The organism is Curtobacterium sp. USHLN213, assembly GCF_037144815.1.
In the GTDB taxonomy this organism is placed as follows: domain Bacteria; phylum Actinomycetota; class Actinomycetes; order Actinomycetales; family Microbacteriaceae; genus Curtobacterium.
Window position 1 is genome coordinate 63,219 of sequence record NZ_JBBCYQ010000012.1, and the last position, 24,264, is coordinate 87,482.

Below are 24,264 nucleotides of genomic sequence, written 5' to 3' on the forward strand. Positions count from 1 at the left end.
CCTCAGCGACGCCGGCGCAGGGTCGAGAAGATCCCCTGCACGACCTCCTTGGCGATCGTCCTGCCCAGCCCGGACCCGAGCAGGTCCGACAGCGGGTCGTCCGCCTTCCGTGACGTCGTCGTCCGGGACGACGTGCGCCCCGACCGCCGCGCATCGGCCGCCCGTTCGGCTCGCTCGAACTCCCGCTGCGCCCGCTCGTACTCCTTCTGTGCCGCGGCCCGTTCGCGCGCCTCGGTCTTCTCCTTCGCCGCGGCCTCCTTCGCCGCGGCGGCAGCGGCGCGGGCCGCCTCCTTCTCCGCCTCGGCGGCAGCGGTCGCAGCGGCCTTCTCGGCGTCCGCGGCAGCCGCGTCCGCAGCGGCAGCCTCCATCCGGCGGGCGAGCATCTCGTACGCCGAGTCGGGATCGAGCCGCGTGCCGTAGGTGGGCAGGAGCGGCGATGCCTGCACCCGCGCCGTCATCTCGGCCGCGGGCATCGGGTCCATCGAGCCCTCGGGGGCTCGCAGGCGCGTCCAGGCCACCGGCGTCGGCGCGCCCTTCTCGTTCATCACGGTGACGATCGCCTCACCGGTGGCGAGCGAGGTCAGCACCTCCCCGAGGTCGTAGTCGCTCGTCGGGTAGGTCGACACCGTCGCCCGCAGCGCCTTCGCGTCGTCCGGGGTGTGCGCCCGCAGCTGGTGCTGGATCCGCGAGCCGAGCTGGGCGAGCACGTCGTTCGGGACGTCCTTCGGGGTCTGCGTGACGAAGAAGATCCCGACGCCCTTCGAACGGATGAGCCGGACCGTGCGGACGATCTGCTCGAGGAAGTCCGCCGACGCCCCGCTGAAGAGCAGGTGCGCCTCGTCGAAGAAGAACACGAGCTTCGGCTTGTCCTGGTCGCCCACCTCGGGGAGCTCGTTGAAGAGGTCGGCGAGGAGCCACATCAGGAACGTCGAGAAGACCTCGGGCTGGTCCTGCACGCCGGGCACCTCGAGCAGGCTGACGATCCCCCGGCCGTCGGCGGCGGTGCGGAGGAACACGGTCGTGTCGATCTCCGTCTCGCCGAAGAACTGGTCGGCGCCCTTGTCGGCGAAGGTGATCAGCTCGCGGAGGATCACCCCGGCGGTCTGCTTCGACAGCCCGCCGAGCTCGGCGAGCTCCGCCTTGCCCTGGTCGCTCACGAGGAAGGTCAGCACGCTCCGCAGGTCGGACAGGTCGACGAGCGGCAGCCCCGCCCGCTCCGCGTAGTGGAACACGAGCCCGAGCGAGGACTCCTGCGTGTCGTTCAGCCCGAGCACCTTCGACAGCAGGAGCGGTCCGAACCCGGACACGGTCGCACGGATCGGCACGCCGGTCCCCTGCCCGCCGAGCGAGTAGAGCTCCGCCTCGCTCGCCACCGCGCGCCACTCCTGGCCGATCCCGGCGGTGCGCGCGAGGAGCTTGTCGTTCGGCGTGCCCGCGACCGCCAGCCCGGACAGGTCGCCCTTGATGTCGGCGGCGAAGACGGGCACCCCGTTCGCGGCGATCTGCTCGGCGAGGACCTGCAGCGTGCGCGTCTTGCCCGTGCCGGTCGCGCCCGCGACGAGACCGTGTCGGTTGAGCATGCCGAGCGGGATCCGGACCTGCACGTCGGGCACCGCGGCACCGTTCACGAGGGCACCGAGCTGCAGCGCGCTGCCCTCGACCTCGTAGCCGGCGCGGATCGCCGCGACGGCGTCCGCGCCGAGCGGCCCCTCGGTGGTGGTCGGCTCGGGAGGCACGGTGCCGGTCGTCGACGTCGGCTCGCCCGCCGGGACGGTCGCGTCCACCGCCGGGGCCGGGGAGTCGACGACCGCCGGCTCCGCGTCGGGCTCGAGCCGCGCCTCCTGGCCCTGCGTCACCGCGGCGGCGAGTTCCTCCGCCCGCTGTACCGCCTCGTCCGCGAGGCGCCGGGCCTCGTCGGCCGCCTGCTTCGCTGCCTCGGCCGCTGCCCGTGCCTGCGCCACCACGTCGCTCATGTCCACAGCATACGAACGGCCGGACGCTCCTGTCCGGCGCGTGCCGTGGCACCGTGCGACGGTCAGTGCGTGAGCGCTGGGACCGTCCTCGGTCGGACGACCGCCCAGAGCAGCACGATCGCGACGGCCGACGTGCACGCCATCACCACTGCCATCGGGGTCGCCGTGGTGATGCCGATCCACCCGACCACGGGCGAGATGATCCCCGCCACGCCGAAGTTCAGCGCGCCGAGGAGCGAGGCGGCGGTGCCGGCCTCCTTGCCGTGGGCGGCGAGTCCGATCACCTGGACGAGCGGGAACGAGAAGCCGCACGCGGCGATGAAGAACCAGAGCGGCACGAGCACCCCGACCAGTCCGGCGCCGAGCTGGTCGAGCACCATGATCGCGACGGCGGCGAGGAACAGGGTCGCGGTCGAGCACGCGAGGATCCACTGCGGTCCGACGCGCTGCGCCAACCGCGCGGAGACCTGCACGCCGACGACGACGCCGACCGAGTTCACCGCGAACAGCAGACCGTACTGCTGCGCGTCGAGCCCGTACAGGCCCTGGAACAGGAACGGTGACGCGCTGAGGTACGAGAAGAGCCCGCTGAAGACCATCGCCCCGATGAGCGCGACCCCCACGAAGACACGGTCGGAGAAGAGCGCCCGGTACCGCTGCCCGATGGTGGAGTGCCCGGCCTCGTGCCGACGTGCCGGCGGGAGCGTCTCGACGATGAGCAGGACCGCGGCGAGCACGACAGCGGCGCCGTAGCAGGCGAGGAAGACGAAGATCCCGTGCCAGCTCACGAACCGGAGCATCTGCGAGCCGATGAGCGGGGCGAGGATGGGCGCCAGGCCGTTCACCATCGCGAGGCGGGACAGCATCCGCACGAGCGGCTTGCCGCCGAACAGGTCGCGCACCGTCGCCATCGCCACGACGCCACCGGCCGCTGCACCCATGCCCTGCAGGACGCGGAAGAGCGCCAGCACCTCGACGTTCGGCGCCAGTGCGGCTCCGAGCGATGCTGCGACGTGCAGGCTCGTCGCGATGATGAGCGGCAGCCGGCGACCGACCTTGTCGCTCCACGGGCCGACCAGCAGCTGTCCGGCCGCGAAGCCGAGCGTCGTCGCGGTGAGGGTGAGCTGCACCGCCCCGTCGGTGATGCCGAACTCGTCCTTGAGCGACGGGAACGCCGGCAGGTAGAGGTCGATCGTGAACGGTCCGAGCGCGGTGAGGGCGCCCAGGACGAAGACGTAGACGAGTCGCTGCCGGCGGGAGAGCGCGTCTCCCGGGTGCAGGACGACACGGAGCGAACCGGTGGTGGCGGGCGCGGTCACGAGCAGGAGTCCTTCGACGGTGAGGGGTGGGGAGGTGATCGCGGCGTCGATCGAATCGATTCGTCCGCGGAACCATCCTACGGGTCCCCCGAGCACCACCGCAGCAGTCCGGGGCGTTCTCCCGCGTGTTGCCACGGCTCCCGCCCCGCTCGGACGCGGCACATGCGGTACCGTCGGACTGCTCGCCGCCGGTCGACCGCCGGCGGACGTCGTCCCGCCCGTTCCGCCGGAACACCGGCGGGACGGAACCGGATCAGAAGGGGGTGGCGTCATGGTGGATGCCCGCATCCTGCACACGACCGCTGCCCTGCGCGAGGCCATCCTGCGACTGGCCGCCGACCGGCCGGTGTCCGAGATCACGGTCGCCGACGTCACCCGGGCGGCCGGCATCAACCGCGCCACGTTCTACTCGCACGCGGTCTCCCCCGGGTCGTTGCTCGCCGACGTCCTCACACCGGAGCTCGACCGCATCCGCGAGGACGACGCCGAGGTCCGACGCGCGGCGTTCGCCCGGGGTGCCGGCGTCGACGAGTTCGCGACGATCACCCGACGCGGCATCAACGCCGTCGTCGAGCACGTCGTCGCGCACCGCGAGATCTACGGCAAGGCGCTGCCGGACCCGAACGACGCGTCGCTGCACCGACTCCTCGTGGAGCACTTCACGGTGTCGAGCGAGCAGCACATCCGGACGCTCGAGCGCGAGCACCGGCCGGAACTCCTCGACGACGTCGCCGCGGGCTTCGTGGCGCAGGGCTTCGTCGGCGCGATCGAGGCCTGGCTCGCCGGACCGCGACGGTCGCGGAAGGCACTGGTCGACACGATCGTGCTGTCGTTCCCGTCGTGGTGGCGCTGACCGCCCTGCCCGACGGACGTCAGTCGGTCGTGGGCTTCTCGCCGCGCTGGAGCGACTCGACCACGTCGACGGCCCCGCTGACGAGGTCGGCCTGGTCGTCGCCGGCCGGCACCCGGTAGTCCGCGGAGACCCCGTCGCCACCCGTGCCGCTCGTCGGCAGCGGGTCCCCCAGCGACACCACGACGACACCGGCGTCGTGCGCCGTCTGGATGACCCCGGTCAGCGCCGAGGCGTCGACCGCCCGCACGAGCAACGCCTTCGCGCCCGTGCGGACGAGCTGGTCCACCGCGGTGCGCTGTGCGGCGGCGGACCCGTCGGCCGGTGCGACGCGGACGTCCGGGGCGAAGCCGGCGTCGGTCAGTCCAGACCGCAGGTCTGCGCCGAGCGTGTCCTGCCCGGGTTCGAGGACCACGCCGATGACCGCGTGCCGGTCGAACCCGCCGTCGGAGCTGGTCAGGTCCGTGCTCTGCACCGGCGTGGGCGCGGCCGACGTCGTGCCCTGGCAGCCGGCCAGGGCGAGGGCCGCACCGATGACGACGGTGGCGGTGACGACGCGGAGGAGCACGACCGCCACGCTACCCGCCCACCGCGACGACGGACGGTGCCGGGACGGGGCCGAGCCGACGGACCGCGGCGACGGCGAGCACCGCGATCAGGGTCATGCCGCCGAACACGAGCGGGAACGACACCGCGGCGTCGGCACCGCCCGTCCCGATGAACAGCAGCCCGGTGACGGCGAGCCCGATCACGCTGCCCGAGGCGTCGGCGATGGTCAGGGCCGAGCTCGCGAACCCGTCGTCGCCCTCGCCGGAGAAGCGCAGTGTGAGCATCGAGGTCCGCGGGTAGATCGCCCCCATGCCCGCGCCGCCGACGAACCACCCGACGACGAGCAGCCACCACGGCAGGCCGAACATGGCGACCGTCAGCGCCGTGAGCAGGCTGACGAGCACGAGCGCGAGACCGATCGCGAAGGTCCGGGTCGCGGTGAGCCGTTCCTCGCCCAGCCGTCCGTGCAGCCAGCTCGACCCGGCCCAGCTGAGCGCCGCGACCGTCAGCGCGAGTCCCGCCGACGAGGCGGACAGGCCGTCCTTCGCCTGCAGCAGGAACGGCACGTACGCCTCGCTGCCGAAGAACGAGGCGGCGACGAGCCCCCGCAACAGGATCACCGACGGCAGCCCGGGGGCGGCGCGGAAGGTGCCGGCGGGCAACAGCGGGCGGAGTGCGAACCACGTCCCGACGAGGCCGATGAGCACGGCGGCGACCCGCGCCCACGCGCCGAGGTCCGGGGCGACGTTGAGCAGCAGGATCGCCACCGCGGCGGCGACCGACCAGCCGATCCGGGACCGCTGCCACGCCGGACGGAGCTCGGGTGCGGGTGGGTGCAGCCGGCCGAGGGTCGGGACGAGCAGGGAGAACGCGCCGACCGCGATGACGAGTGCACCGGCGAACACCCAGTGCCAGTTCCAGACGTCGGTGACGATGCCCGCGAGCGCCGGACCGACGAGCGCCGGCACCACCCACGCGGCCGCGAACCCGGCGAACACCGGGCCGTGCAGGTCGGCGGGGAAGATCCGGGCGACGAGGACGTAGAGCACGACGTCGATCGCGCCGGCACCGAAGCCCTCGACGAGCCGGCCGACGAGGAAGACCTCCATCGTCGGGGCCAGCATGACGACGGCGGTGCCGACGGCGAAGAGGCCGGCCGACACCCACGCCACGATGCGTCCACCCGCGCGGTCGGTCCAGTTGCCCGCGAGGACCATGCCCGGCACGCCGGCCGCCAGGGGTGCAGCGAAGGCCAGCGCGTAGAGGGTCTCGCCGTCGAGGTCGCGGCTGATCTCCGGCATGACGGTCGTCATCGCCAGGTTCTGGAACGCCGCGACCGCGACGATCGCGACCATGCCGACGGTGGCGAGGGCGTACGGTCCGCTGAACAGACTGGTCCTCGTCGCCGCGGTGCTCACCCGATCATCGTAGGGCCGCCCACCGACGCCGGGCGGGCCGCCGAGGTCGGGCCCGCCACCGCCGTCGAGCGGGTCAGCGCGCGAGCGCCTGCTGCAGGTCCGCCACGAGGTCGCCGGCGTCCTCGATGCCGACCGACAGGCGCACGACGTTCTCCGGCACCGCCAGCTCCGTGCCCTTCACCGACGCGTGCGTCATCTCGGACGGGTACCCGATGAGCGACTCGACCCCGCCGAGCGACTCGGCGAGCGCGAACACCTCGGTCGACTCCGCGAAGCGACGCGCCGCCTCGGGCCCACCGCGCAGCGCGACCGAGAGCATGCCCCCGAAGCCGCGCATCTGGCGTGCCGCGACGTCGTGGCCGGGGTGCTCGGCGAGCCCCGGGTAGTACACGCGCTCGACACCCGGAGCACCGACCAGTGCCTCGGCCACCGCCTGGGCGTTCTGCGAGTGCCGCTCCATCCGGACCGCGAGGGTCTTGATGCCGCGCGTGGTGAGGAACGCGTCGAACGGCGACGAGATCGCCCCGGCGCCGAACTGCAGGAACTGCACCTTCGCGGCGAGCTCCTCGTCGGCGAGCACCACGGCGCCGCCGACGACGTCGGAGTGGCCGCCGAGGTACTTCGTCGTCGAGTACACGACGACGTCGGCGCCGAGCGACAGCGGCTGCTGCAGGTACGGCGACGCGAAGGTGTTGTCGACGACGACCACGGCACCGGCCGCGTGGCCGATCTCGGCGAGCGCGGCGATGTCCGCGATCTTCATGAGCGGGTTCGTCGGGGTCTCGACCCAGAGGACGGTCTGCGCCGGAGCACCCTCGAGCGCGGCACGGACGCGGTCGGTGTCGCTCATGTCGACGACCACGAGCTCGACGCCCCACGGCACGTGCAACCGGCTGACCAGGCGGTGGGTCCCGCCGTACACGTCGTTGCCCATCACCACGCGGGCACCGGGGACGAGCGTGGCGCGCAGCAGGGCGTCCTCGGCGGCGAGCCCGGACGCGAACGAGTACGCCGCGACGCCGCCGTCGAGGTCCGCCAGGAGGGTCTGCAGCGAGTCGCGCGTCGGGTTGCCGGCGCGGGAGTACTCGTAGCCGTTCCGCATGCCGCCGACACCGTCCTGCACGTACGTCGACGTGAGGTGGATCGGGGGGATGACGGCGCCGGTGGGGCCGTCGGGCTCCTGGCCGGCGTGGACGGCGCGGGTGCTGAACTCGGTCATGCGGGCTTCGTTCCTCGTTGGGTCGGGGGCGTCACGCGGGACGCGGGTCACTCGGACAGGTAGGCGAGCAGGTCGTGGCGGGTCAGCACGGTGACGGGCTTGCCGTCCTCGACGACGAGCAGGGCGTCCGCCGACTCGAGCGCACGTCGCGCCGACGAGACCGACTCGCCGACGCCGATGAGCGGGAGCGGGTCACCCACGAACCCGGACAGCGCGTCCGTCATCTTCGCGGCGCCGGTGAAGACCTGCTCGAGCAGGTCCTTCTCCGCCACCGCGCCGACGACCTCGCCGATGACGACGGGCGGTTCGGCGCTGAGCACGGGCATCTGCGAGACGCCGTACTTCGTCATGATGTCGACGACCTCGCGCACGGTGTCCGCCGGGTGGGCGTGGACGAGGTCGGGCAGCCGGCCGTCCTTGCCCGCGATGAGCGACCCCACCGTGCGCTCGTCGTCGGTCTCGGCGAAGCCGTAGGAGCGCATCCACCGGTCGTTGAAGATCTTGCCGAGGTAGCCGCGGCCGCCGTCCGGCAGGAGCACCACGACCACGTCGTCCTCGGTGAGGTCGCGGGCGGCGCGGAGCGCGGCGACGACCGCCATGCCGCTCGAGCCACCGACGAGCAGGCCCTCTTCGCGGGCGAGCCGACGGGTCATCGCGAACGAGTCGGCGTCCGACACGGCGATGATCTCGTCGGGGACCCCGGGGTCGTACGCGGTCGGCCAGAAGTCCTCGCCGACGCCCTCGACCAGGTAGGGGCGACCGGTGCCGCCCGAGTAGACGGAGCCCTCGGGGTCGGCACCGACGATGCGGACACGGCCGTCCGAGGCCTCCTTCAGGAAGCGTCCGGTGCCGGAGATCGTGCCGCCGGTGCCCACGCCCGCGACGAAGTGCGTGATGCGCTGCTCGGTGTCGCGCCAGATCTCCGGACCGGTGGTCTCGTAGTGGCTGCGCGGGCCGTTCGGGTTGGCGTACTGGTTCGGCTTGTAGGCGCCGGGGATCTCGCGCACCAGCCGGTCGGACACCGAGTAGTACGACTCCGGGTGCTCGGGCGGGACGGCCGTCGGCGTGACGACGATCTCGGCGCCGTACGCGGTGAGCACGTTCCGCTTGTCCTCGCCGACCTTGTCCGGCAGGACGAACACGCACCGGTAGCCGCGCTGCTGGGCGACGAGCGCGAGGCCGACGCCGGTGTTGCCGGAGGTCGGCTCGACGATGGTGCCGCCGGGGCCCAGGTCGCCGGAGGCCTCGGCCGCGTCGATGATCCTGGTGGCGATCCGGTCCTTCGACGACCCACCGGGGTTGAGGTACTCGACCTTCACGAGGACGGTCGCGCGCACCCCCTCGGTCACCCGGTTGAGCTTGACGAGCGGGGTGTCGCCGACGAGGTCGACCACGGAGTTCGCGTAACGCACGCGGTCGAGTCTAGGCGGCGGACACCGTCTTCCGCTGGGATGCGACGTGGGCGGACACCGCCGCGGAGACCTCCTGCCGGCGGCGGTCGATGACCTCCCCCATGTCCCGGGCGAGCGCCGGCGTGCCGCGCACGATCTGGTCGAGCGCGGTGGCGGGCACGACCAGCACCGCGACCTCGGTGAGCGCGACGGCGGTGGTGAGCAGCGCCTCCCGGGTCAACGCCGTCTGCCCGAGGTAGTCGCCGGTCTCGACGCGGGTCGCCGGCAACTCGGCGTCCTCGAACGGGACGCGCAGGTCGACGCTGCCGGACAGGACGAACCGGACCGCGTCCGGCACCGTGCCGGCCGTGACGATCGTCTCGCCGGCGGCGTACCGCTCGAGCCGGACGAGCGGTGCCAGCGCGGCCCCGTCGTCGCCCGTCAGGTACAGCGTGGGCGCGATCGACGCCAGGGCGGCGTCCCGACGCTCGTCGGTGACGAAGTCGTCGGTCGTGTCGCCGTCGAGGCCGAGCCCTGCGCGCCGGGCGGCGTACCAGAGCCACATCCGGAACTGGGCGAGCGCGTCGCCCTCCTGCGACGGTCCGCGGACCTCGAAGGACACGGTGTACGACGATCCGCCGGTCGGCACCGCCACCGGCTGCGTGCCGGGGTACCGCTGGGGCAGGCCGGACGCGACCCGCTGCAGCAGGGCGACCACCGCTGCCGGAGGGTCGTCCGTCGTGAACGTGACGTCCGTGGCGACCGGGAACGTGCCTCCTGTCCGGCTGAGGTTCGTGAACGACGCCCCCGCCAACGAGGAGTTCGGCATGATGAGGATCCCGGCGCCCGTGTCGATGTGCACCGACCGCCAGTTCACCTCGACCACCCGGCCGCGCACGCCACCGGCGTCGAGCCAGTCCCCCAGCCGGAACGGCTGCTCGAACAGCAGGAACAGCCCGGCGATCACCGGACCGACGGCGGACTGCAGCGCGAGGCCGATGACGAGCGAGCCGACACCGAGCGCGGTGAAGATCCCGCCGACGTCCGCACCCCAGACGATCTTGAACACCAGCGCCAGCCCGAGCGCGATGAGCACGATGCGGGCGATGTCCACGAAGATCGACGGGATCTTCTCGCGCCAGGTGCCCTTGCGGGCGTTCGTGAACAGGACGATGTTCAGCCCGTTCAGGACGAACACGATCACGAGGAACCCGAGCACGGTGCCGATGATCTGGTTCACCACGGGCTTGCCCGGGTCGACCGCGTCGGTGACCTGGACGGACAGGACGAGGATCGCGATGATCGGCACCACGGCGTTCCGCAGCAGTCCGACCACCTTGTGCAGCGAGTTGCCGCGTCGCTCGAGGTTCGACTGCAGCTCGGTCAGGACGAGCAGCAGCAGCGGCAGGCCGACGATGACGCTGATCGCCGGCCAGAACCACGGCTGCTCCCAGAACGCGGTCACGACGCCGCTCCGGTGCGCTCGAGCTTCCAGACCCGCTGCGGTCCGGCCTGCGTCTGCACCTCGCCGGCGTCCTGCACGCCCCCGCGGTCGCCGAGCTTGTCGACCACGCGCTGCGTCGCGTACACGCCCGGCGCCGGGGCGATCCCCTGCACCCGGTACGCCAGGCTGACGGCGTCGCCCCACATGTCGTAGACGATGCTCGAGCGCCCGACGAGCCCGCTCGTGACCTGGCCGGTGTCGATGCCGGCGCGCAGGCCGATCTTCGACCCGTGCTGCGCGTTGAAGCGCTCGAGCACGCCCTGCGCCTCCTCCGCCCAGTCGACGACGCGGCGGACGTTGTCCACGCGCGGCACGCTCAGACCGCAGCTGGCGAGGTACCCGCTCCGGGTCGTGCGCACCCGCTCGACGCCGTGGCGGGTGGCCGCCTCGTCGAGGGAGCGCCAGACGTCGTTGACGAGGGACAGGGACTCCTCGGCGGTGAGGCCGGCGGCGAACTCGTCGAACCCGATGATGTCCGCGTAGACGACGGCGACGTCCTGGTGGTCGGCCGCGATCGTCTCGTCGCCCTGCTTGTAGCGACGGGCGACCTCCTCCGGCATGAGCGTCAGCAGCAGGGTGTCGTTCTGCCGCCGCTGCTCGTCGAGCAGATCCTGCTTCACCTGCAGGCTGCGGCTCATGTCGTTGAACGCGAGTCCGAGGTCGCCGATCTCGTCGCCGGCCTTCGTCTGCACCTCGACGCCGAGGTCGCCGGACGAGACCCGGTTCACCGCCGTCTGCAACCGGCGGATCGGCCGGACGAACACCTGGGCCAGCAGCAGGGACAGCAGGCTGACGAGGACGATGATGCCGACGAGCGCGAGGCCGATGTTCCGGGCGAAGTCGTTCACCGGGGCGAACGCCTCGGCCGTGTCCATCTGCGCGACGACGACCCAGCGGAGCCCGTCGACCTCGAGCGGCGCGTACGCCGCGAGCACTTCCTTCCCGCGGTAGTCCGTCGAGATCACCGTCCCGGACTTCCCCTGCAGCGCCCGTGTCACCGGGGTGGTGTTCACCTCCTGCAGGAGCACGGATCCCTTCACCGCGACCTGGCGGGCCGCGGTCGACGGCGCCGTCCCGGCAGCGACGACGTCGCGCCGGTACTGCTTCGGGTGCTCGATGAGCTGGCGCGGGTACGACCGCATGAGGTGGTCGGCACCGACGAGGTACGACTCCCCGGTGTCCCCGAGGCCGTCGTCCTTCCACTGCTCGTTGCCCGTCATGACCTGCGTGATGAGGTCGACCGGCACCTGGACGGCCATCACCCCGATGATCTTGCCGTCCTCCCCCACCGGCGACATCACCCAGAGCGTCGGGACGTTGAGGCTCGGCACGTACCGCGCGAAGTCCGTCACCACGAAGTCGTCCGAGCTCGTCAGCTGCAGGGCCTGCTGGTACCCGGTCGCGAGGTTCGAGTCGCGGTAGGGCCCGCTCTCGAGGTTCGTGCCGAGGTCCGCGCCGGAGTACGCCGAGTACACGACGTCCCCGTCGGTGTTCATGAGCAGGAGGTCCTCGTACCCGGCGGCCTCGACCGCCTGCTTGAAGTACGGCTGGTACTCGGCGTGCGCCGCCGACCACGCACTGCCGTCACCGGCGTCGTCCTGGTCGATGGCCTTGTCGTAGTCGGTGAACGGCGCCGTGTACCGCGCCTGCAGGTAGGCCTGCGGGTCCTCGGTCGGCGCGAACTGGTCCGGGTTGGCGGTGCCGCCGTTGCGGTCGTCGAGCTGCGGGACGAAGGAGTCCCGGTACCAGTCCTCGACCTTCGTGTGGTCGTCGTCGGACACCGGCCGCGACTGCAGGTCGTCCCACCCCGACTCGAACGCCTTCGTCGCGCCGATGACGCTCTCGTTGCGGGTCTGCGCGACGACCGTCTGGGTGAACTGGCCGAACGAGCGCTGCAGTTCGGTGATCCTCGCCTCGCGCAACGAGGTCACCTGGTTGAACGCCGCGGCCTCGAGCGAGCTCCGGCCGTTCAGGTAGCCGACGACACCCACGACCAGCGCCGCCACGATGCTCACCGCGAGGAGCATGACGAGGAGCTTGGACTGGATGTCGAGGGAGCCGCTCGTGAGGAACGCGCGGAACTTCCCCTTCTTGCGGGGCGCGTCTTCGACGACGCGTGGTGCATCGGGGGCGATCGGGCCCTTCGGCGGGATGGGGTCGGACGTCGGTGGGACAGCTGTCACTTCGGACTCCGCTCAGGGGCACGGTGCGCTTGCGTGTGGTTCCTTCACAGCTACCACACGAGCATCGTTCGTGTCCGCTGGGTCGGCCGGAAACTGCCGTGGTCGCGACCCGGCGACGGGCGGGGGGGGCGGGGGGGGCCCCCCCCCCCCCTCCCGTCCCGCCTGCGGTGCGCCTGGTGCGCGCTCGGCTGGTGCGCGCTCGCCTGGTGCGCGCTCGCTTCGTGCGTCAGCTGCCGACGGCGTCGGCGGGGGCGTTCTGCTGGTGGTGCAGCATCGCGTAGGTGCCGTCCCGTTCGAGGAGCTCCTCGTGCGTACCCTGCTCGACGATCCGGCCGTGGTCGAGCACGAAGATGACGTCGGCGTCGCGGATCGTCGAGAGCCGGTGCGCGATCGAGATCGTCGTCCGGCCCGCCGCGGCGTTGTCGAGGGCCGTCTGCACGACACGCTCGGAGATCGAGTCGAGGGCGCTCGTCGCCTCGTCGAGCACGAGCACCGGTGGGTCCTTGAGCAGCACCCGCGCGATCGCGATCCGCTGCTTCTCGCCGCCGGACAGCCGGTAGCCGCGCTCCCCGACGACCGTCTCGTAGCCGTCCGGGAACGAGGCGATCGTCTCGTGGATGTTCGCCGCGCGCGCGGCCTGCTCGATCTCGTCGTCGGTCGCGTCCGGCTTGGCGTAGCGCAGGTTGTCGCCGATGGTGGCGTGGAAGAGGTAGGTCTCCTGGCTGACGATGCCGACGTGGCGCATGAGGTCCTCGTGCGCCAGCTCACGGACGTCCTGCCCGGCGAACCGGACCGAGCCCGCCGTCGCCTCGTACAGCCGCGGCACGAGGTACGACACGGTCGTCTTCCCCGCACCCGACGGCCCCACGAACGCGGCGAACTGACCGGGCTGGAGCTCGAACGACACCCCGCGGAGGGTCGGCTTGTCCGCCTCGCCGTCCGGGTAGGTGAACGTCACGTCGTCGAAGGCGACGTGCCCCACCCGGGACTCGTCGACGGGCTTCGCCGTGGGCGGGTCCGTGATGGCGGGCTTGAGGTCGAGGTACTCGAAGATGCGGGCGAACAGCGCGCCGGAGGTCTGCAGGTCGAGGACGACCCGGAGCAGCCCGACGGTCGGGAACAGCAGCCGGGACTGCACGGTGGTGAAGGCCACGATCGTGCCGGCCGTGATCGGCACGTCGCCGATGATGAGGTACGCGGCGACGACGTAGATGATCGCCGGGATGATCGACAGGAAGATCGACACGATCGCGAAGAACCACTGACCGGACATCTGCTGACGGACCTGCAGGCGGATCTGGTTGCGGTTCTCGTTGCCGTACCGCTGCGTCTCCGCACGCTGCTGGTTGAAGCTCTTCGCGAGCAGGATGCCGGAGACGCTCAGGGCCTCCTGCGTGATCGCGGTCATGTCCGACAGCGACTCCTGTGTCTGCGCGGCGATCTTGGCGCGGACCTGGCCGACCCGTCGCTGCGCGATCACGAGGAGGGGCAGCAGGACGACCGCGACGAGGGTCATCTGCCAGCTGAGGAGCAGCATCGCGACGACCGCGGCGATCACCGTCACCGTGTTGCCGAGGATCGACGAGATCGTGTTGTTGAGCACGCTCGCGACGCCGCCGACGTCGTTCTGCAGGCGGGACTGGATGACACCGGTCTTCGTGCGGGTGAAGAACGCGAGCTCCATGCGCTGGAGGTGTCCGAACAACCGCATGCGCATCGCGCCCATGACCTTGTTGCCGACCGTCGCGGTGAGGTACGTCTGCCAGACGCCGATCCCCGCGCTCGCGATCCAGAGCACCACCATGGCACCGACGAGGACGTACAGCACGGGCAGGTCCGGCCCGCCGCCGCCCTTCGGGAAGAGCCCCTCGTCGAACGCCCGCTGGGTGAGGAGCGGCGGGACGACGGAGATCGCGGCGCCGATCAGCACCAGCACGACGGTCAGGATGATCGCGTTCCGGTGCGGCACGAACAGCCCGGCGATGCGCTTGAGGAGGTTCGGGATCTTGGGCGCCTCGGCGTTGGCGGCCTTCTGCGCTTCGAAGTCGCCGCTGGAGATCCGGCCGCCACCGCGACCGCCACCACCGCCGCCGCCGCCGCCGCCGCGCATCCCGCCATGCATGCTCACGACGCGTCACCCCGATCCATGCTGCAAACCTAGCCCCGGGGTGGGACATCGGGCCGCCGTGGCTCATTTGACCCCGTTCAGGGGGCATGCGACCATTTCCCGTCCCCTTCCCCGCACCACTCGAGGTCCCATTGACGTCCGCGCCCACCCGCCCCACGTCCCTCCGCGCACAGCTCGCCCGACGGAAGCCGATCGAGCAGCTGCAGGCCGAGGCCTCGGCGGGGGTGGACGGCGAGCCGCTCCGGCGGTCGCTCGGGGTCTGGCACCTCACGATGATCAGTGTCGGCGCCACGCTCGGCACCGGCATCCTCGTCGTCCTCGGGACCGCTGTGCCGCTCGCCGGTCCCGCGGTCTGGATCTCCTTCGTCGTCGCCGGTGTCGCCGCCCTCCTCTCGGCGCTGTCGTACGCCGAGATGGCGGGTGCCGTGCCGACGTCCGGGTCGAGCTACTCGTACACCTACGCCACCATGGGCGAGGGAATCGCCTGGGTGTGCGGCTGGTGCCTCGTGCTCGAGTACGCCGTCTCCGTGGCCGCCGTCGCGGTCGGCGCGAGCGAGTACGTCGACGAGACCCTGCGGGTGTTCGGGCTGCACCTGCCGACCGCACTGTCGGCGCCTCCGGGCGAGGGCGGCATGGTCAACCTGCCGGCCGCCGTCCTGGTGCTGCTCGCCACGGCGATCCTGCTCCCGGGTGCGCGCGAGAGCGCCTGGGTGAACACGGTCATGGTCATCGTGAAGATCGCCCTGCTCGTGTTCTTCGTCATCGTGGCGTTCTCGGCGTTCCAGGCGCAGAACTTCGAGCCGCTCGCGCCGATGGGTGCCGCCGGGGTCACCGCGGCCGCGTCCCGGCTGTTCTTCTCGTACATCGGGTTCGACGCCGCGTCGACCGCCGGGGAAGAGGCGAAGAACCCGCGGCGGGACCTCCCCCGCGCGATCATCGGGTCGATCGCGCTCATCACGGCGCTGTACATCCTCGTCGCGATCGCGGCCATCGGCGCCCGCTCGTGGACGTCGTTCTCGTCGACCGAGGCCTCGCTCGTGCGCATCGTCGTCGACGTCACCGGACAGCCGTGGGTCGCCCTGGTGTTCTCGATCGGCGCCGTCATCGCGATCGCGAGCGTCGTGCTCACCGTGCTCTACGGGCAGACCCGCATCCTGCTCACGATGGCCCGCGACGGACTCGTGCCGAAGGTGTTCGGCCGGGTCTCGCACCGCACCGGCACCCCCGTCTGGAACACCCTCATCATCGGCGTCGTCGTGACCATCGTCGCCGCACTGGTGCCGCTCGGGGAGCTCGCGGACGCGACGAGCATCGGCACGCTCGTGGCGTTCGCCCTCGTGAACGTGTCGGTCATCGTGCTCCGTCGGACCCAGCCGTCGCTCGAGCGGTCGTACCGCGTGCCGCTGTTCCCCGTCGTGCCGATCGTCGGCGCGCTCTGCTGCGTGCTGCTCGCGGTGTTCCTCGGCATCGGCACCTGGATCGCCTTCGGCATCTGGATGGTCGCCGGCGCCGCGCTCTACCTGGCCTACGGCCGCCGCCACAGCACGCTGCGCTGACGCGTCCGCTGCGCCGCGGGCCCGCGGGCCCGCGGGCCCGCCCGCCCGCCCGAGACTCGGCTTCCCGGACATTTTCGCGGTCTGCGAGCCGCGAAAGTGTCCGCCCGGCCGAGTCTCGGCACTCCCGCACAACGCGCCACGAGTGCCGGCCTGTCCACAGCGAGCTCGGACATGAGCCGCACATCCCCCACCGAGCGCCAGCATCTCGGCATGCGATACCGCCGAACTCGACCACCGCTCCTCCGTGCTCGCGGAACCGATCCTTCCGAGAGCCGTCGGCTCAGACGACTCCACGCGGCCGGCAAACTCGTGCGCCTCCGCGCTTCGGTCTACGTCGCAACAGACGTCTGGATGGTGGCCGAGATTGCGGACCGCCACCTCATCCGTGCCTGGGCGATCGCGCCGGAACTCCCGGGATCGTCCGTCTTCTCGCACCAGACCGCCGCACTGATCCACGGCTGGCCCTTGATCGGCGGGATCACCGATCGCGTCCACGTCATCGACGAGACGCTCCGGGGTGTCGAACACCGAGCGGGCGTCGTGCGACACAGCGCAGCGGGACGGCCTCCCGACCGGGCTCCCGGACGCTTCGACGGCGTTCCGGTTGCCGATGCGGTCTCCACCGCCGTGCTCCTGGCGACGACGTTGGAACCACACGTCGCAGCGGTGGCGGTCGACTCCGCGGTCCGGGCCGGACAGGTCGATGTCGACCGCTTCACACGGGCGCTCCCCGCTGGCCCGAGTCGCGGCTCGCGGCGGGCGAGGCTCGTTTCGATGGCGCTCGACGCCCGGCACGAGTCCGTCGGTGAGTCCTTCACCGCGATCCGGCTCATCGAGCACGGAGTCCGATCGATCGAACCACAGCACGAGTTCCGGACAGGAGAGCGCATCGACCGCGTGGACTTCTGGCTCCCGGATCTCGGAGTCGTCGTCGAGTTCGACGGCAAGCAGAAGTACGTCGATCCCGCGATGCTCGGCAACCGTTCACCGCAGGAAGCGTTGTGGCAGGAGAAACTCCGCGAGGATCGCATCCGCAGCCAGCCCGGGGTGAGGACGGTCATCCGGGTGACGTGGTGGCACTTGCTCGAGCCGGATCGCCTCCGCGCGCTCTTCCGCGCGCATGGTGTGCTCTTGTGACCACGCGAGACTCGTCTCAGCGGCCACTTTTGCGGCTACGTCGCTACGAAACTGTCCGCCGGGCCAAGTCTCGGCGCAGCCCGCCGTAGCCCCCGCACGCGACGAAGGCCGCCGCCCCGAGGGGCAGCGGCCTTCGTGACCGAACGGTCGAGACTACGCGAGCTCGATCGTGGCGCCGGCGGCCTCGAGGGCCTCCTTCGCCTTGTCGGCCGTCTCCTTGTTGACACCCTCGAGGATCTTGGCGTCGGCGGTCTCGACGAGCGCCTTGGCCTCACCGAGGCCGAGCGACGTCAGGCCACGGACCTCCTTGATGACCTGGATCTTCTTGTCACCAGCGGACTTGAGGACGACGTCGAACTCCGACTTCTCCTCAGCGGCCTCGGCCGGGGCGCCGGCGGCGGCCGGAGCGGCAGCGGCGACCGGGGCGGCCGCGGTGACCTCGAAGACCTCTTCGAACTTCTTCACGAAGTCCGAGAGCTCGATGAGCGTGAGCTCCTTGAAGGCCTCGATGAGCTCGTCCTGCGAAAGCTTCGCCATGATTTTCTCCTACTACTAGCTAGATCGTGTGGTTGTGGAACGCGAGCCTGATCAGGCCGCGGACTCCTGCTTCTCGCGAAGGGCGTCCACGGTGCGGACGGCCTGCGAGAGGGGGGCCTGGAACAGGTACGCAGCACCGAACAGCGAGGCCTTGAAGGCGCCGGCGAGCTTGCCGAGCAGGACTTCACGGGACTCGAGGTCGGCGAGCTTGTCCACCTCGGTCGCGGAGAGCGGGTTACCGTCGAAGTAACCACCCTTCACCACGAGCTCGGGGTTCGCCTTGGCGAATGCACGCAGCGACTTCGCGACGGCGACGGTGTCACCGTGGACGAAGGCGAGAGCGGACGGACCGGCGAGCTCGTCGTCGAACGACGAGATGCCGGCGTTGTTCGCCGCGATCTTGGTCAGCGTGTTCTTCACCACGGCGTACGTGGCGTGCTCACGGATCGAGTTGCGGAGCTCCTTGAGCTGCGCGACCGTGAGACCGCGGTACTCGGTGAGCAGAACGGCGTTCGAGCTACGGAAGGACTCCGTGAGCTCGGCGACCGCAGCTTCCTTGTTCGCCATGGTTCTCCTTGGGGTTCTTGCCGGCAGCCCCAGGACTCCACCACATGAAAAAAGCTCCGGCGCAGAGGCTCGGAGCTGCTCCCCCACGAACGGAAGGAGAGGTTCGGAACACCTGCGCGGGCTGCCTCATGAGTGAGGACCTTCGTTCGCGCTGCGAGCAGCACGACAACCGGCGGTCTTTGGCTTCGAGAACTGTAGCACGGCACGCCGGTCGCGACCAACCATCGGACGGGAGGCGCGGTGCTGGCCCGCACCGCGCCTCCCGTCCGTCAGTCGGTGGCGGACGGGACCGGGGTCGCCGACCAGTCGTCGGTCGCGTCCCCGGACGCGGACGCGGACGACGCAGCAGGCGCAACGGCCACTGCCGACGCACCGCCAGGCGCGGCCACGGACGACGCCGCGGCCGACGCCGCCTCGGTCGCCGGCCGCTCCGACGGCAGGTGCACCGTGAACACGGTGTCCCCCGGCTCGCTCGTCACGTCCACGGACCCGCCGTGCGCCTGCACGACCGCGTCCACGATGGCGAGCCCGAGCCCCGTCGACCCCGCGGTGCGCGAGCGGGAGCTGTCGGCGCGGGCGAACCGCTCGAACAGCTTCGGCAGGAACTCCGGGTCGATGCCCTGCCCGGTGTCCCGCACGGTCAGGTCCACGCCGGTACCCGAGGCCGACGGCGCGAGCCCCACGGTGATGCGGGTGCCGTCCGGGGTGTGGGTCCGGGCGTTGGTGACGAGGTTGACGATCACCTGGTGCAGGCGCGCGGCGTCGCCCACCACCGTCACCGGGGTCGACGGGACGTCCACCTCGATCGGGTGGTCCGGCGATGCCGCGTGCGCGTCGTTCACCGCGTCGAGCACGAGCCCGGTGAGGTCCACGTCGTCGAACTGGATCTCGCGGCCCTCGTCGAGTCGGGCGAGCAGCAGCAGGTCCTCGACCATGCTCGTCATGCGCTTCGACTCGGACTCGATCCGGCTCATCGCGTACACGACGTCCTTCGGCAGGTCCGCACCCATCCGACGGGTGAGCTCGGCGTACCCGCGCACCGATGCCAGGGGCGTCCGGAGTTCGTGCGACGCGTCGGCGACGAACTGGCGGACCTTCTGCTCCGAGCGCTCGCGGGCCTGCATGGCGCCGGCGATGTGGCCGAGCATCCGGTTGAAGGCGCTGCCGACGCGGCCGACTTCGGTGCGGGGGTCGGTGTCGGGCACGCGGACGTCCTGCAGGGCGTCGCTGCGCTCGAGTGGCATGCGGGCGACGGTCGAGGCGGTCTCGGCGACCCGTTCGAGCGGCCGCAGGGACCGGCGGACGACGACCGCGGCGACGACGGACGCGGCGACGAGCGCTGCCGCGACGACGATGATCACGACGAGCAGCAGCGACCGGACGCTCTCGTACACGGGCGACATCGGGAGTCCGACCACGAGGACGGCGTTGCCGAGCACCGGGTTGTCGACCTGCACGGCGGCCACGCGGTAGCGGCCGAGCGATCCGCCGAGGTCCATCGTGGCCGGGTCGACGCCGACCTTGACGTTGCCCAGGCGGTCGAGCTGCGTCGTCGTGAGCTGCAGCCGCGAGCTGTTGTCGGTCAGGACGATCCCGCCCGCGCCGCCACCGGAGAAGTAGTACGCGGTGAGGGTGCCGGCCGCCTGGCCGAGGGGTTGCAGGGCGTCGTCGTTCGGGCGCTGCCCGTTCGGGTTCTGCTGTCCCTCGCCGAACTTCGTGCTCGCACGGTCGGTCGCCTTCGAGAGCTGGCTGTCGATCGTGCCCGTCTGGATGGACGCGAGCGCGATGATGCTCCCGGCACCGATGACCGCACTGACGGCGACGACGAGCGCGACGATGCTCAGGACGAGCCGACGACGGAGGGTCACTGCACCGACCTCAGGACGTGGGCTTGATGACGTACCCGACGCCGCGCACGGTGTGGATCATCGGGGTCTCGCCCGCGTCGATCTTCTTGCGCAGGTAGGAGATGTAGATCTCGACGACGGAGGACTTGCCCCCGAAGTCGTAGGACCAGACGCGGTCGAGGATCTGCGCCTTCGACAGCACGCGGCGCGGGTTGCGCATCAGGAAGCGGAGGAGCTCGAACTCGGTCGCGGTCAGCTCGATCGGCCGACCGGCGCGGGACACCTCGTACGACTCCTCGTCGAGCACCAGGTCGCCCACGACGATGCGCGAGTCGCCGGCCTCGGAGATCGAGATCTGCGAGCGACGGATGAGCCCGCGGAGCCTCGCCACGACCTCTTCGAGGGAGAAGGGCTTCGTGACGTAGTCGTCGCCGCCCGCGGTGAGACCGGTGACGCGGTCCTCCACGGAGTCCTTGGCGGTGAGGAACAGCACCGGGGTGTCGTCGTTGTTCTGCCGCAGCCGGCTGAGCACCTGCAGACCGTCGAGGTCCGGCATCATCACGTCGAGCACCATCGCGTCCGGCTTCCACTCGCGCGCCGTGCTCAGTGCGTCCTGGCCGCCGTTCGCGCTCTTGACGTCCCAGCCCTCGTAGCGGAGCGCCATGGACAGGAGGTCGGTGAGGCTGGCCTCGTCGTCGACGACGAGGATGCGCAACGGGGTTCCGTCGGCACGCGTGAGGCGCGGGGCTGCTGCAGGCTGGGAGATGGTCACGTCTTCGAGTATCGAGAGTTTCCTATGAGCGGTCTGTGGAGCGCCCCTCGGCGCTCTGTGGATTCCCGAGCAGGCACTCGGCGTCCGCTCCGTACCGTGAGCGCCATGCTCCGATCCTCGGCCTGGCCGGCCTCCGCCCGATCCGTCGACACCGCGCGCATCGAGGAGTCCGCCCGGATCGCAGGCGGTCCCGGGAGGCGCGGCGCGACCCCGGCGGACCGGCTCGCGCTCGCGCGGTCGGTCGCCTCCACGGCCCCGCTGCTGTCCGCGGGGACGGCCGGCGGGTCCTTCGCCGCGCTCGCTGCCGTGGCGGCCGCGGACGTCGCGCTCGCACGCACGGTCGAGCCGCACCTCGACGCACTCGGCATCCTCGCGCAGGCCGGGGTGGACGCTCCGGAGGGGTCGACGTGGGGCGTGTTCGCCGCCGAGGGCCCGGGGCTGCGGCTCACGGCGACGTCGGGCGGGTCGGGCGGCTCGTTCGCGCTCGACGGCACGAAGCCGTGGTGTTCCCTCGCGTCGAGCCTCTCGAACGCGCTCGTCACCGCCCACGTCGGGGACGACCGGCAGCTGTTCGCGGTGGACCTCCGGCAGGACGGTGTCACGGTGCACGACGAGGCCTGGGTCGCCCGTGGCATGCCGGACGTGCCGAGCGGCCCGGTCGACTTCGCCGGGGTGCACGCGACGCCCGTCGGCGCTCCCGGCTGGTACCTCACGCGTCCGGGGTTCGCCTGGGGCGGGATCGGTGTCGCGGCGTGCTGGTGGGGTGGCGCGGTCGGACTCGCCCGGGTGCTCCGCTCCCTGGTGGTGTCCCGGCCCGAGTCCGAGCTGCTGCAGGCCGCCCTCGGCGCGACGGTCGCCGACCTCGCCGACGCCGAGGACGCCCTCGCCGACGCCGCGGCCCGGATCGACGGCGCGGGCACCGACTCCGGCGCCACGGCCGCCCCGATCTCCGACGACGACTGGTCGCTGCTCGCGCAGGTCGTGCGCTCCCGGGTCCGCCGGGCCGTCGACGCCGTCCGGGAGCGGGTCGTGCGGACGATCGGCCCCGCTCCCCTGACCTCGGACCCGGCGGTCGCCGCGCGCGTCGCCGACCTCGAGCTCTACGTGCTGCAGGACCACGGCGATCGGGACCTCGCCCGCACCGGCCGCATCGTCGTCGAGCGCGGCGGTGTCGCGTGGTGAGCTTCGACCACCGCGAGCCGGGCACCGACCCCGCCGACTGGACGCCCTTCCTGCGGTCGGTGCCCTCGCTGCCGGTGCGGCTCGACGGGGTCGCCGCGGTCGTGGTCGTCGCGCCGCACCCCGACGACGAGACCCTCGGCGCCGGCGGGCTGATCGCGTCCGCCGCGGACGCCGGTGTCCCCGTGCACGTGCTGCTCGTGACCCGCGGCGAGGGCTCGCACCCGGACTCGCCGAGCACCTCCCCCGAGCGACTCCGGGTGATCCGGGACGCCGAGTTCCGGGCGGCGCTGGCGGCACTCGCCCCCGCGGCGAGCGCGACGGTCCTGGACGTCCCGGACGGTGGGCTCCGTGAGCACCCGGACGTGCTCCGGGCGGCGCTCACCGAGCGGGTCGGGCCGGTCGACGGTCCCGTGCTCGTCGTCGCGCCGTGGCGTGGGGACGGGCACCGGGACCACCGCGTCGCGGGCGAGGTCGCCGCGGACGTCGTCGCTGGGACTCCGGGAGCGGAGCTGCTCGAGTACCCGATCTGGGCGTGGCACTGGGACGACCCGTCCGACCCCGCGGCGCCCTGGGACCGGGCCCGGTCGCTGGCGCTGTCGTCGGCGGTCGTGGACCGGAAGCGCGCCGCACTCGACGCCTACCCCTCGCAGACCCGGCCGCTCTCACCGGCCCCGGGCGACGAGGCGATCGTCGACGCCCGGCACGCCGCGCACCACCTACGGCCGACCGAGTGGTTCTTCGCCGTGTCCGCGGTGCAGTCCTCCCGCTCCCGGGAGTCCTTCGACGCCCACTACGAGCGGAAGCCGGAGGGCTGGGACTTCGAGGGCTCCTGGTACGAACGGCGGAAGCGTGCCGTGACCCTGGCGGCGCTCCCCCGCGAGCGGTACCGGTCCGCGCTCGAGCTCGGCTGCGCGACGGGGGTGCTGACGGCCGCGTTGACCGAGCGCGCCGACGCCGTGCTCGGGACCGACATCGCCGCGGCACCACTGGAACGTGCCCGGCTGCGTGCACCGGCCGCCCGGTTCGTCCAGGCCGAGCTGCCGTCGGAGTGGCCGGACGGTCGATGGGACCTCGTCGTGGTGTCCGAGGTCGGGTACTACCTGTCGCCGGCGGACCTCGACGCCACGATCGACCGGGTGCTCGGTTCCCTCGACGACGACGGTGTCCTCGTCGTCTGTCACTGGCGGCACCCCGACGACGACGCCGTGACCTCGGGTGACGCCGTGGACGCCCGGATCGCCGTGCGGTGGCCGCGGCCCGCGCTCGTCCGGCACGTCGAGGAGGACTTCGTCCTGAGCGTCTTCCCCGGTCCGTCGGTGGTCTCCGTCGCGACGACGGAAGGGCTGACCCCGTGACGCTCCCCGCACGCGTCGACGTCGTCGTGCCGGCGCACGACGAGGAGGACGGCATCGGCGGCTGCGTCGAGGCCCTCGCCGACGCGGTCCGGGTCCTGCGGCGAGCGCACCCCACCGTCGAGGTGTCGGTCGTGGTCGTCCTGGACGGGTGCACGGACCGGACGGCGTTCGTCCTCCGGTCGGCAGCGGCCGCGGACCCGCTCTGGACCGAGGTCCCCCTCGAGGTCGTCGAGACCGCGCACCTCGGCGTCGGACGAGCACGGGCCGTCGGGACCACACGTGCCCTCGCGACGGGACCGGAGCCGTCCGCGCGGTGGACGGGCCACACGGACGCCGACTCCCGCGTCGACCCGGGCTGGCTCGTGCAGCAGGTCGAGGCCCACGCCGACGGCGCGCACGTCCTGGTGGGGGCGGTGGTCCCGGACCCGGACGACCTCGACCCCGTGGTCCTCGCCCGGTGGACGCACGCGCACCCGCCGGGGTCGACGCTCGGCCACGTGCACGGTGCGAACCTCGGGCTGCGGGGGGACGTGTGCCTGGCGATCGGCGGCTTCGACCCGGTGCCCGAGCACGAGGACGTCCGGCTCGTCGAGCGGGCACGAGCCCTCGGGTTCGACGTGCGTGCGACGACGGACCTCCCCGTGGTGACGAGCGGCCGGTTCGACGGTCGGACACCGGGCGGCTACGCCGAGCACCTCCGCCGGACGTACGGCGACGCCAGCTGAGGCTTCATCGGAAGTTCTTGGGATCCCGCAGCGCCGCTCATCGACTGCCTCC

19 protein-coding genes are annotated in these 24,264 nt (G+C 71.9%); 6 read left to right on the plus strand and 13 right to left on the minus strand.

The genetic code is table 11. The features are described 5' to 3' along the window. Positions 1-2 precede the first annotated feature (2 nt). A complete protein-coding gene (locus WFH25_RS15730) occupies positions 3-1,973 on the minus strand; it encodes a helicase HerA-like domain-containing protein (protein ID WP_336698508.1) in 1,971 nt (656 codons plus the stop codon). Between the two features lie 62 nt (positions 1,974-2,035). Next, positions 2,036-3,292, minus strand: a complete 1,257-nt coding sequence (locus WFH25_RS15735) for a multidrug effflux MFS transporter (protein ID WP_070419497.1) — start codon at positions 3,290-3,292, stop codon at positions 2,036-2,038. Positions 3,293-3,563: 271 nt separating this feature from the next. On the opposite strand from WFH25_RS15735, the gene WFH25_RS15740 reads away from it, so the two are divergent. Continuing rightward, the gene (locus tag WFH25_RS15740; protein WP_070418395.1) at positions 3,564-4,145 is read left to right on the plus strand and encodes a TetR/AcrR family transcriptional regulator; all 582 of its coding nucleotides are present in this window, start codon (positions 3,564-3,566) and stop codon (positions 4,143-4,145) included. A gap of 19 nt (positions 4,146-4,164) precedes the next feature. Here WFH25_RS15740 and WFH25_RS15745 read toward each other — a convergent pair whose 3' ends face one another. The 7 genes from WFH25_RS15745 to WFH25_RS15775 all read right to left on the minus strand — a co-directional run bounded on the left by WFH25_RS15745 (position 4,165) and on the right by WFH25_RS15775 (position 14,528). Next, on the minus strand, positions 4,165-4,710 hold the full coding sequence (locus WFH25_RS15745) for a substrate-binding domain-containing protein (protein WP_336698510.1): 546 nt from the start codon (positions 4,708-4,710) through the stop codon (positions 4,165-4,167). 10 nt (positions 4,711-4,720) lie between these two features. Further along, the gene (locus WFH25_RS15750; RefSeq protein ID WP_336698512.1) at positions 4,721-6,109 is read right to left on the minus strand and encodes an MFS transporter; all 1,389 of its coding nucleotides are present in this window, start codon (positions 6,107-6,109) and stop codon (positions 4,721-4,723) included. 73 nt (positions 6,110-6,182) lie between these two features. Continuing rightward, complete coding sequence (locus WFH25_RS15755) at positions 6,183-7,328, minus strand: cystathionine gamma-synthase (protein ID WP_336698513.1); 1,146 nt, start codon at positions 7,326-7,328, stop codon at positions 6,183-6,185. A gap of 47 nt (positions 7,329-7,375) precedes the next feature. Then, positions 7,376-8,740 carry a cystathionine beta-synthase gene (locus WFH25_RS15760; protein WP_070418392.1) on the minus strand — a complete coding sequence of 455 codons (1,365 nt, stop codon included), beginning with the start codon at positions 8,738-8,740 and terminating at the stop codon, positions 7,376-7,378. Between the two features lie 10 nt (positions 8,741-8,750). After that, on the minus strand, positions 8,751-10,184 hold the full coding sequence (locus WFH25_RS15765) for a mechanosensitive ion channel domain-containing protein (RefSeq protein WP_070418391.1): 1,434 nt from the start codon (positions 10,182-10,184) through the stop codon (positions 8,751-8,753). Next, positions 10,181-12,406 carry an adenylate/guanylate cyclase domain-containing protein gene (locus tag WFH25_RS15770; protein WP_336698515.1) on the minus strand — a complete coding sequence of 742 codons (2,226 nt, stop codon included), beginning with the start codon at positions 12,404-12,406 and terminating at the stop codon, positions 10,181-10,183. Before WFH25_RS15770 ends, WFH25_RS15765 begins: the two co-directional genes overlap by 4 nt. Positions 12,407-12,632: 226 nt before the next feature. Further along, a complete protein-coding gene (locus WFH25_RS15775; RefSeq protein WP_336698548.1) occupies positions 12,633-14,528 on the minus strand; it encodes an ABC transporter ATP-binding protein in 1,896 nt (631 codons plus the stop codon). A gap of 92 nt (positions 14,529-14,620) precedes the next feature. On the opposite strand from WFH25_RS15775, the gene WFH25_RS15780 reads away from it, so the two are divergent. Beyond that, the gene (locus tag WFH25_RS15780; RefSeq protein WP_442892426.1) at positions 14,621-16,090 is read left to right on the plus strand and encodes an amino acid permease; all 1,470 of its coding nucleotides are present in this window, start codon (positions 14,621-14,623) and stop codon (positions 16,088-16,090) included. A 351-nt stretch (positions 16,091-16,441) separates the two neighbouring features. Beyond that, positions 16,442-17,227: a hypothetical protein gene (locus WFH25_RS15785; protein WP_336698517.1), complete on the plus strand. Its 786-nt coding sequence runs from the start codon at positions 16,442-16,444 to the stop codon at positions 17,225-17,227. 153 nt (positions 17,228-17,380) lie between these two features. Here WFH25_RS15785 and rplL read toward each other — a convergent pair whose 3' ends face one another. The 4 genes from rplL to WFH25_RS15805 all read right to left on the minus strand — a co-directional run bounded on the left by rplL (position 17,381) and on the right by WFH25_RS15805 (position 20,950). Next, positions 17,381-17,764, minus strand: a complete 384-nt coding sequence (gene rplL, locus WFH25_RS15790) for a 50S ribosomal protein L7/L12 (RefSeq protein WP_022907351.1) — start codon at positions 17,762-17,764, stop codon at positions 17,381-17,383. A 51-nt stretch (positions 17,765-17,815) separates the two neighbouring features. Further along, complete coding sequence (gene rplJ / locus WFH25_RS15795) at positions 17,816-18,331, minus strand: 50S ribosomal protein L10 (protein WP_070418388.1); 516 nt, start codon at positions 18,329-18,331, stop codon at positions 17,816-17,818. A gap of 269 nt (positions 18,332-18,600) precedes the next feature. After that, positions 18,601-20,199 (minus strand): sensor histidine kinase, encoded by a 1,599-nt coding sequence (locus tag WFH25_RS15800; RefSeq protein WP_336698518.1) that lies wholly within the window; start codon positions 20,197-20,199, stop codon positions 18,601-18,603. A 10-nt stretch (positions 20,200-20,209) separates the two neighbouring features. Further along, positions 20,210-20,950 (minus strand): response regulator transcription factor, encoded by a 741-nt coding sequence (locus WFH25_RS15805; protein ID WP_031274250.1) that lies wholly within the window; start codon positions 20,948-20,950, stop codon positions 20,210-20,212. A gap of 105 nt (positions 20,951-21,055) precedes the next feature. Between WFH25_RS15805 and WFH25_RS15810 the strand changes: the two genes are divergently transcribed. The 3 genes from WFH25_RS15810 to WFH25_RS15820 are packed head-to-tail and all read left to right on the plus strand — an operon-like array spanning position 21,056 to position 24,212. Beyond that, the gene (locus WFH25_RS15810) at positions 21,056-22,132 is read left to right on the plus strand and encodes an acyl-CoA dehydrogenase (RefSeq protein WP_336698520.1); all 1,077 of its coding nucleotides are present in this window, start codon (positions 21,056-21,058) and stop codon (positions 22,130-22,132) included. After that, positions 22,129-23,487 carry a PIG-L family deacetylase gene (locus WFH25_RS15815; RefSeq protein ID WP_336698521.1) on the plus strand — a complete coding sequence of 453 codons (1,359 nt, stop codon included), beginning with the start codon at positions 22,129-22,131 and terminating at the stop codon, positions 23,485-23,487. The genes WFH25_RS15810 and WFH25_RS15815 overlap by 4 nt, the downstream gene beginning before the upstream one ends. Next, complete coding sequence (locus tag WFH25_RS15820) at positions 23,484-24,212, plus strand: glycosyltransferase (RefSeq protein WP_336698522.1); 729 nt, start codon at positions 23,484-23,486, stop codon at positions 24,210-24,212. Before WFH25_RS15815 ends, WFH25_RS15820 begins: the two co-directional genes overlap by 4 nt. Positions 24,213-24,264: the final 52 nt, after the last annotated feature.

Excerpts from the sequence above, each read along its gene's own strand:
- WFH25_RS15730 (WP_336698508.1), bottom strand. The coding sequence starts at position 1,973 with ATGAGCGACGTGGTGGCGCAGGCACGGGCAGCGGCCGAGGCAGCGAAG.
- WFH25_RS15740 (WP_070418395.1), top strand. The coding sequence starts at position 3,564 with ATGGTGGATGCCCGCATCCTGCACACGACCGCTGCCCTGCGCGAGGCC.
- WFH25_RS15755 (WP_336698513.1), bottom strand. The coding sequence starts at position 7,328 with ATGACCGAGTTCAGCACCCGCGCCGTCCACGCCGGCCAGGAGCCCGAC.
- WFH25_RS15775 (WP_336698548.1), bottom strand. The coding sequence starts at position 14,528 with ATGCATGGCGGGATGCGCGGCGGCGGCGGCGGCGGCGGTGGTGGCGGT.
- WFH25_RS15780 (WP_442892426.1), top strand. The coding sequence starts at position 14,621 with ATGCGACCATTTCCCGTCCCCTTCCCCGCACCACTCGAGGTCCCATTG.
- WFH25_RS15785 (WP_336698517.1), top strand. The coding sequence starts at position 16,442 with ATGGTGGCCGAGATTGCGGACCGCCACCTCATCCGTGCCTGGGCGATC.
- rplL (WP_022907351.1), bottom strand. The coding sequence starts at position 17,764 with ATGGCGAAGCTTTCGCAGGACGAGCTCATCGAGGCCTTCAAGGAGCTC.
- rplJ (WP_070418388.1), bottom strand. The coding sequence starts at position 18,331 with ATGGCGAACAAGGAAGCTGCGGTCGCCGAGCTCACGGAGTCCTTCCGT.
- WFH25_RS15810 (WP_336698520.1), top strand. The coding sequence starts at position 21,056 with ATGCTCCGATCCTCGGCCTGGCCGGCCTCCGCCCGATCCGTCGACACC.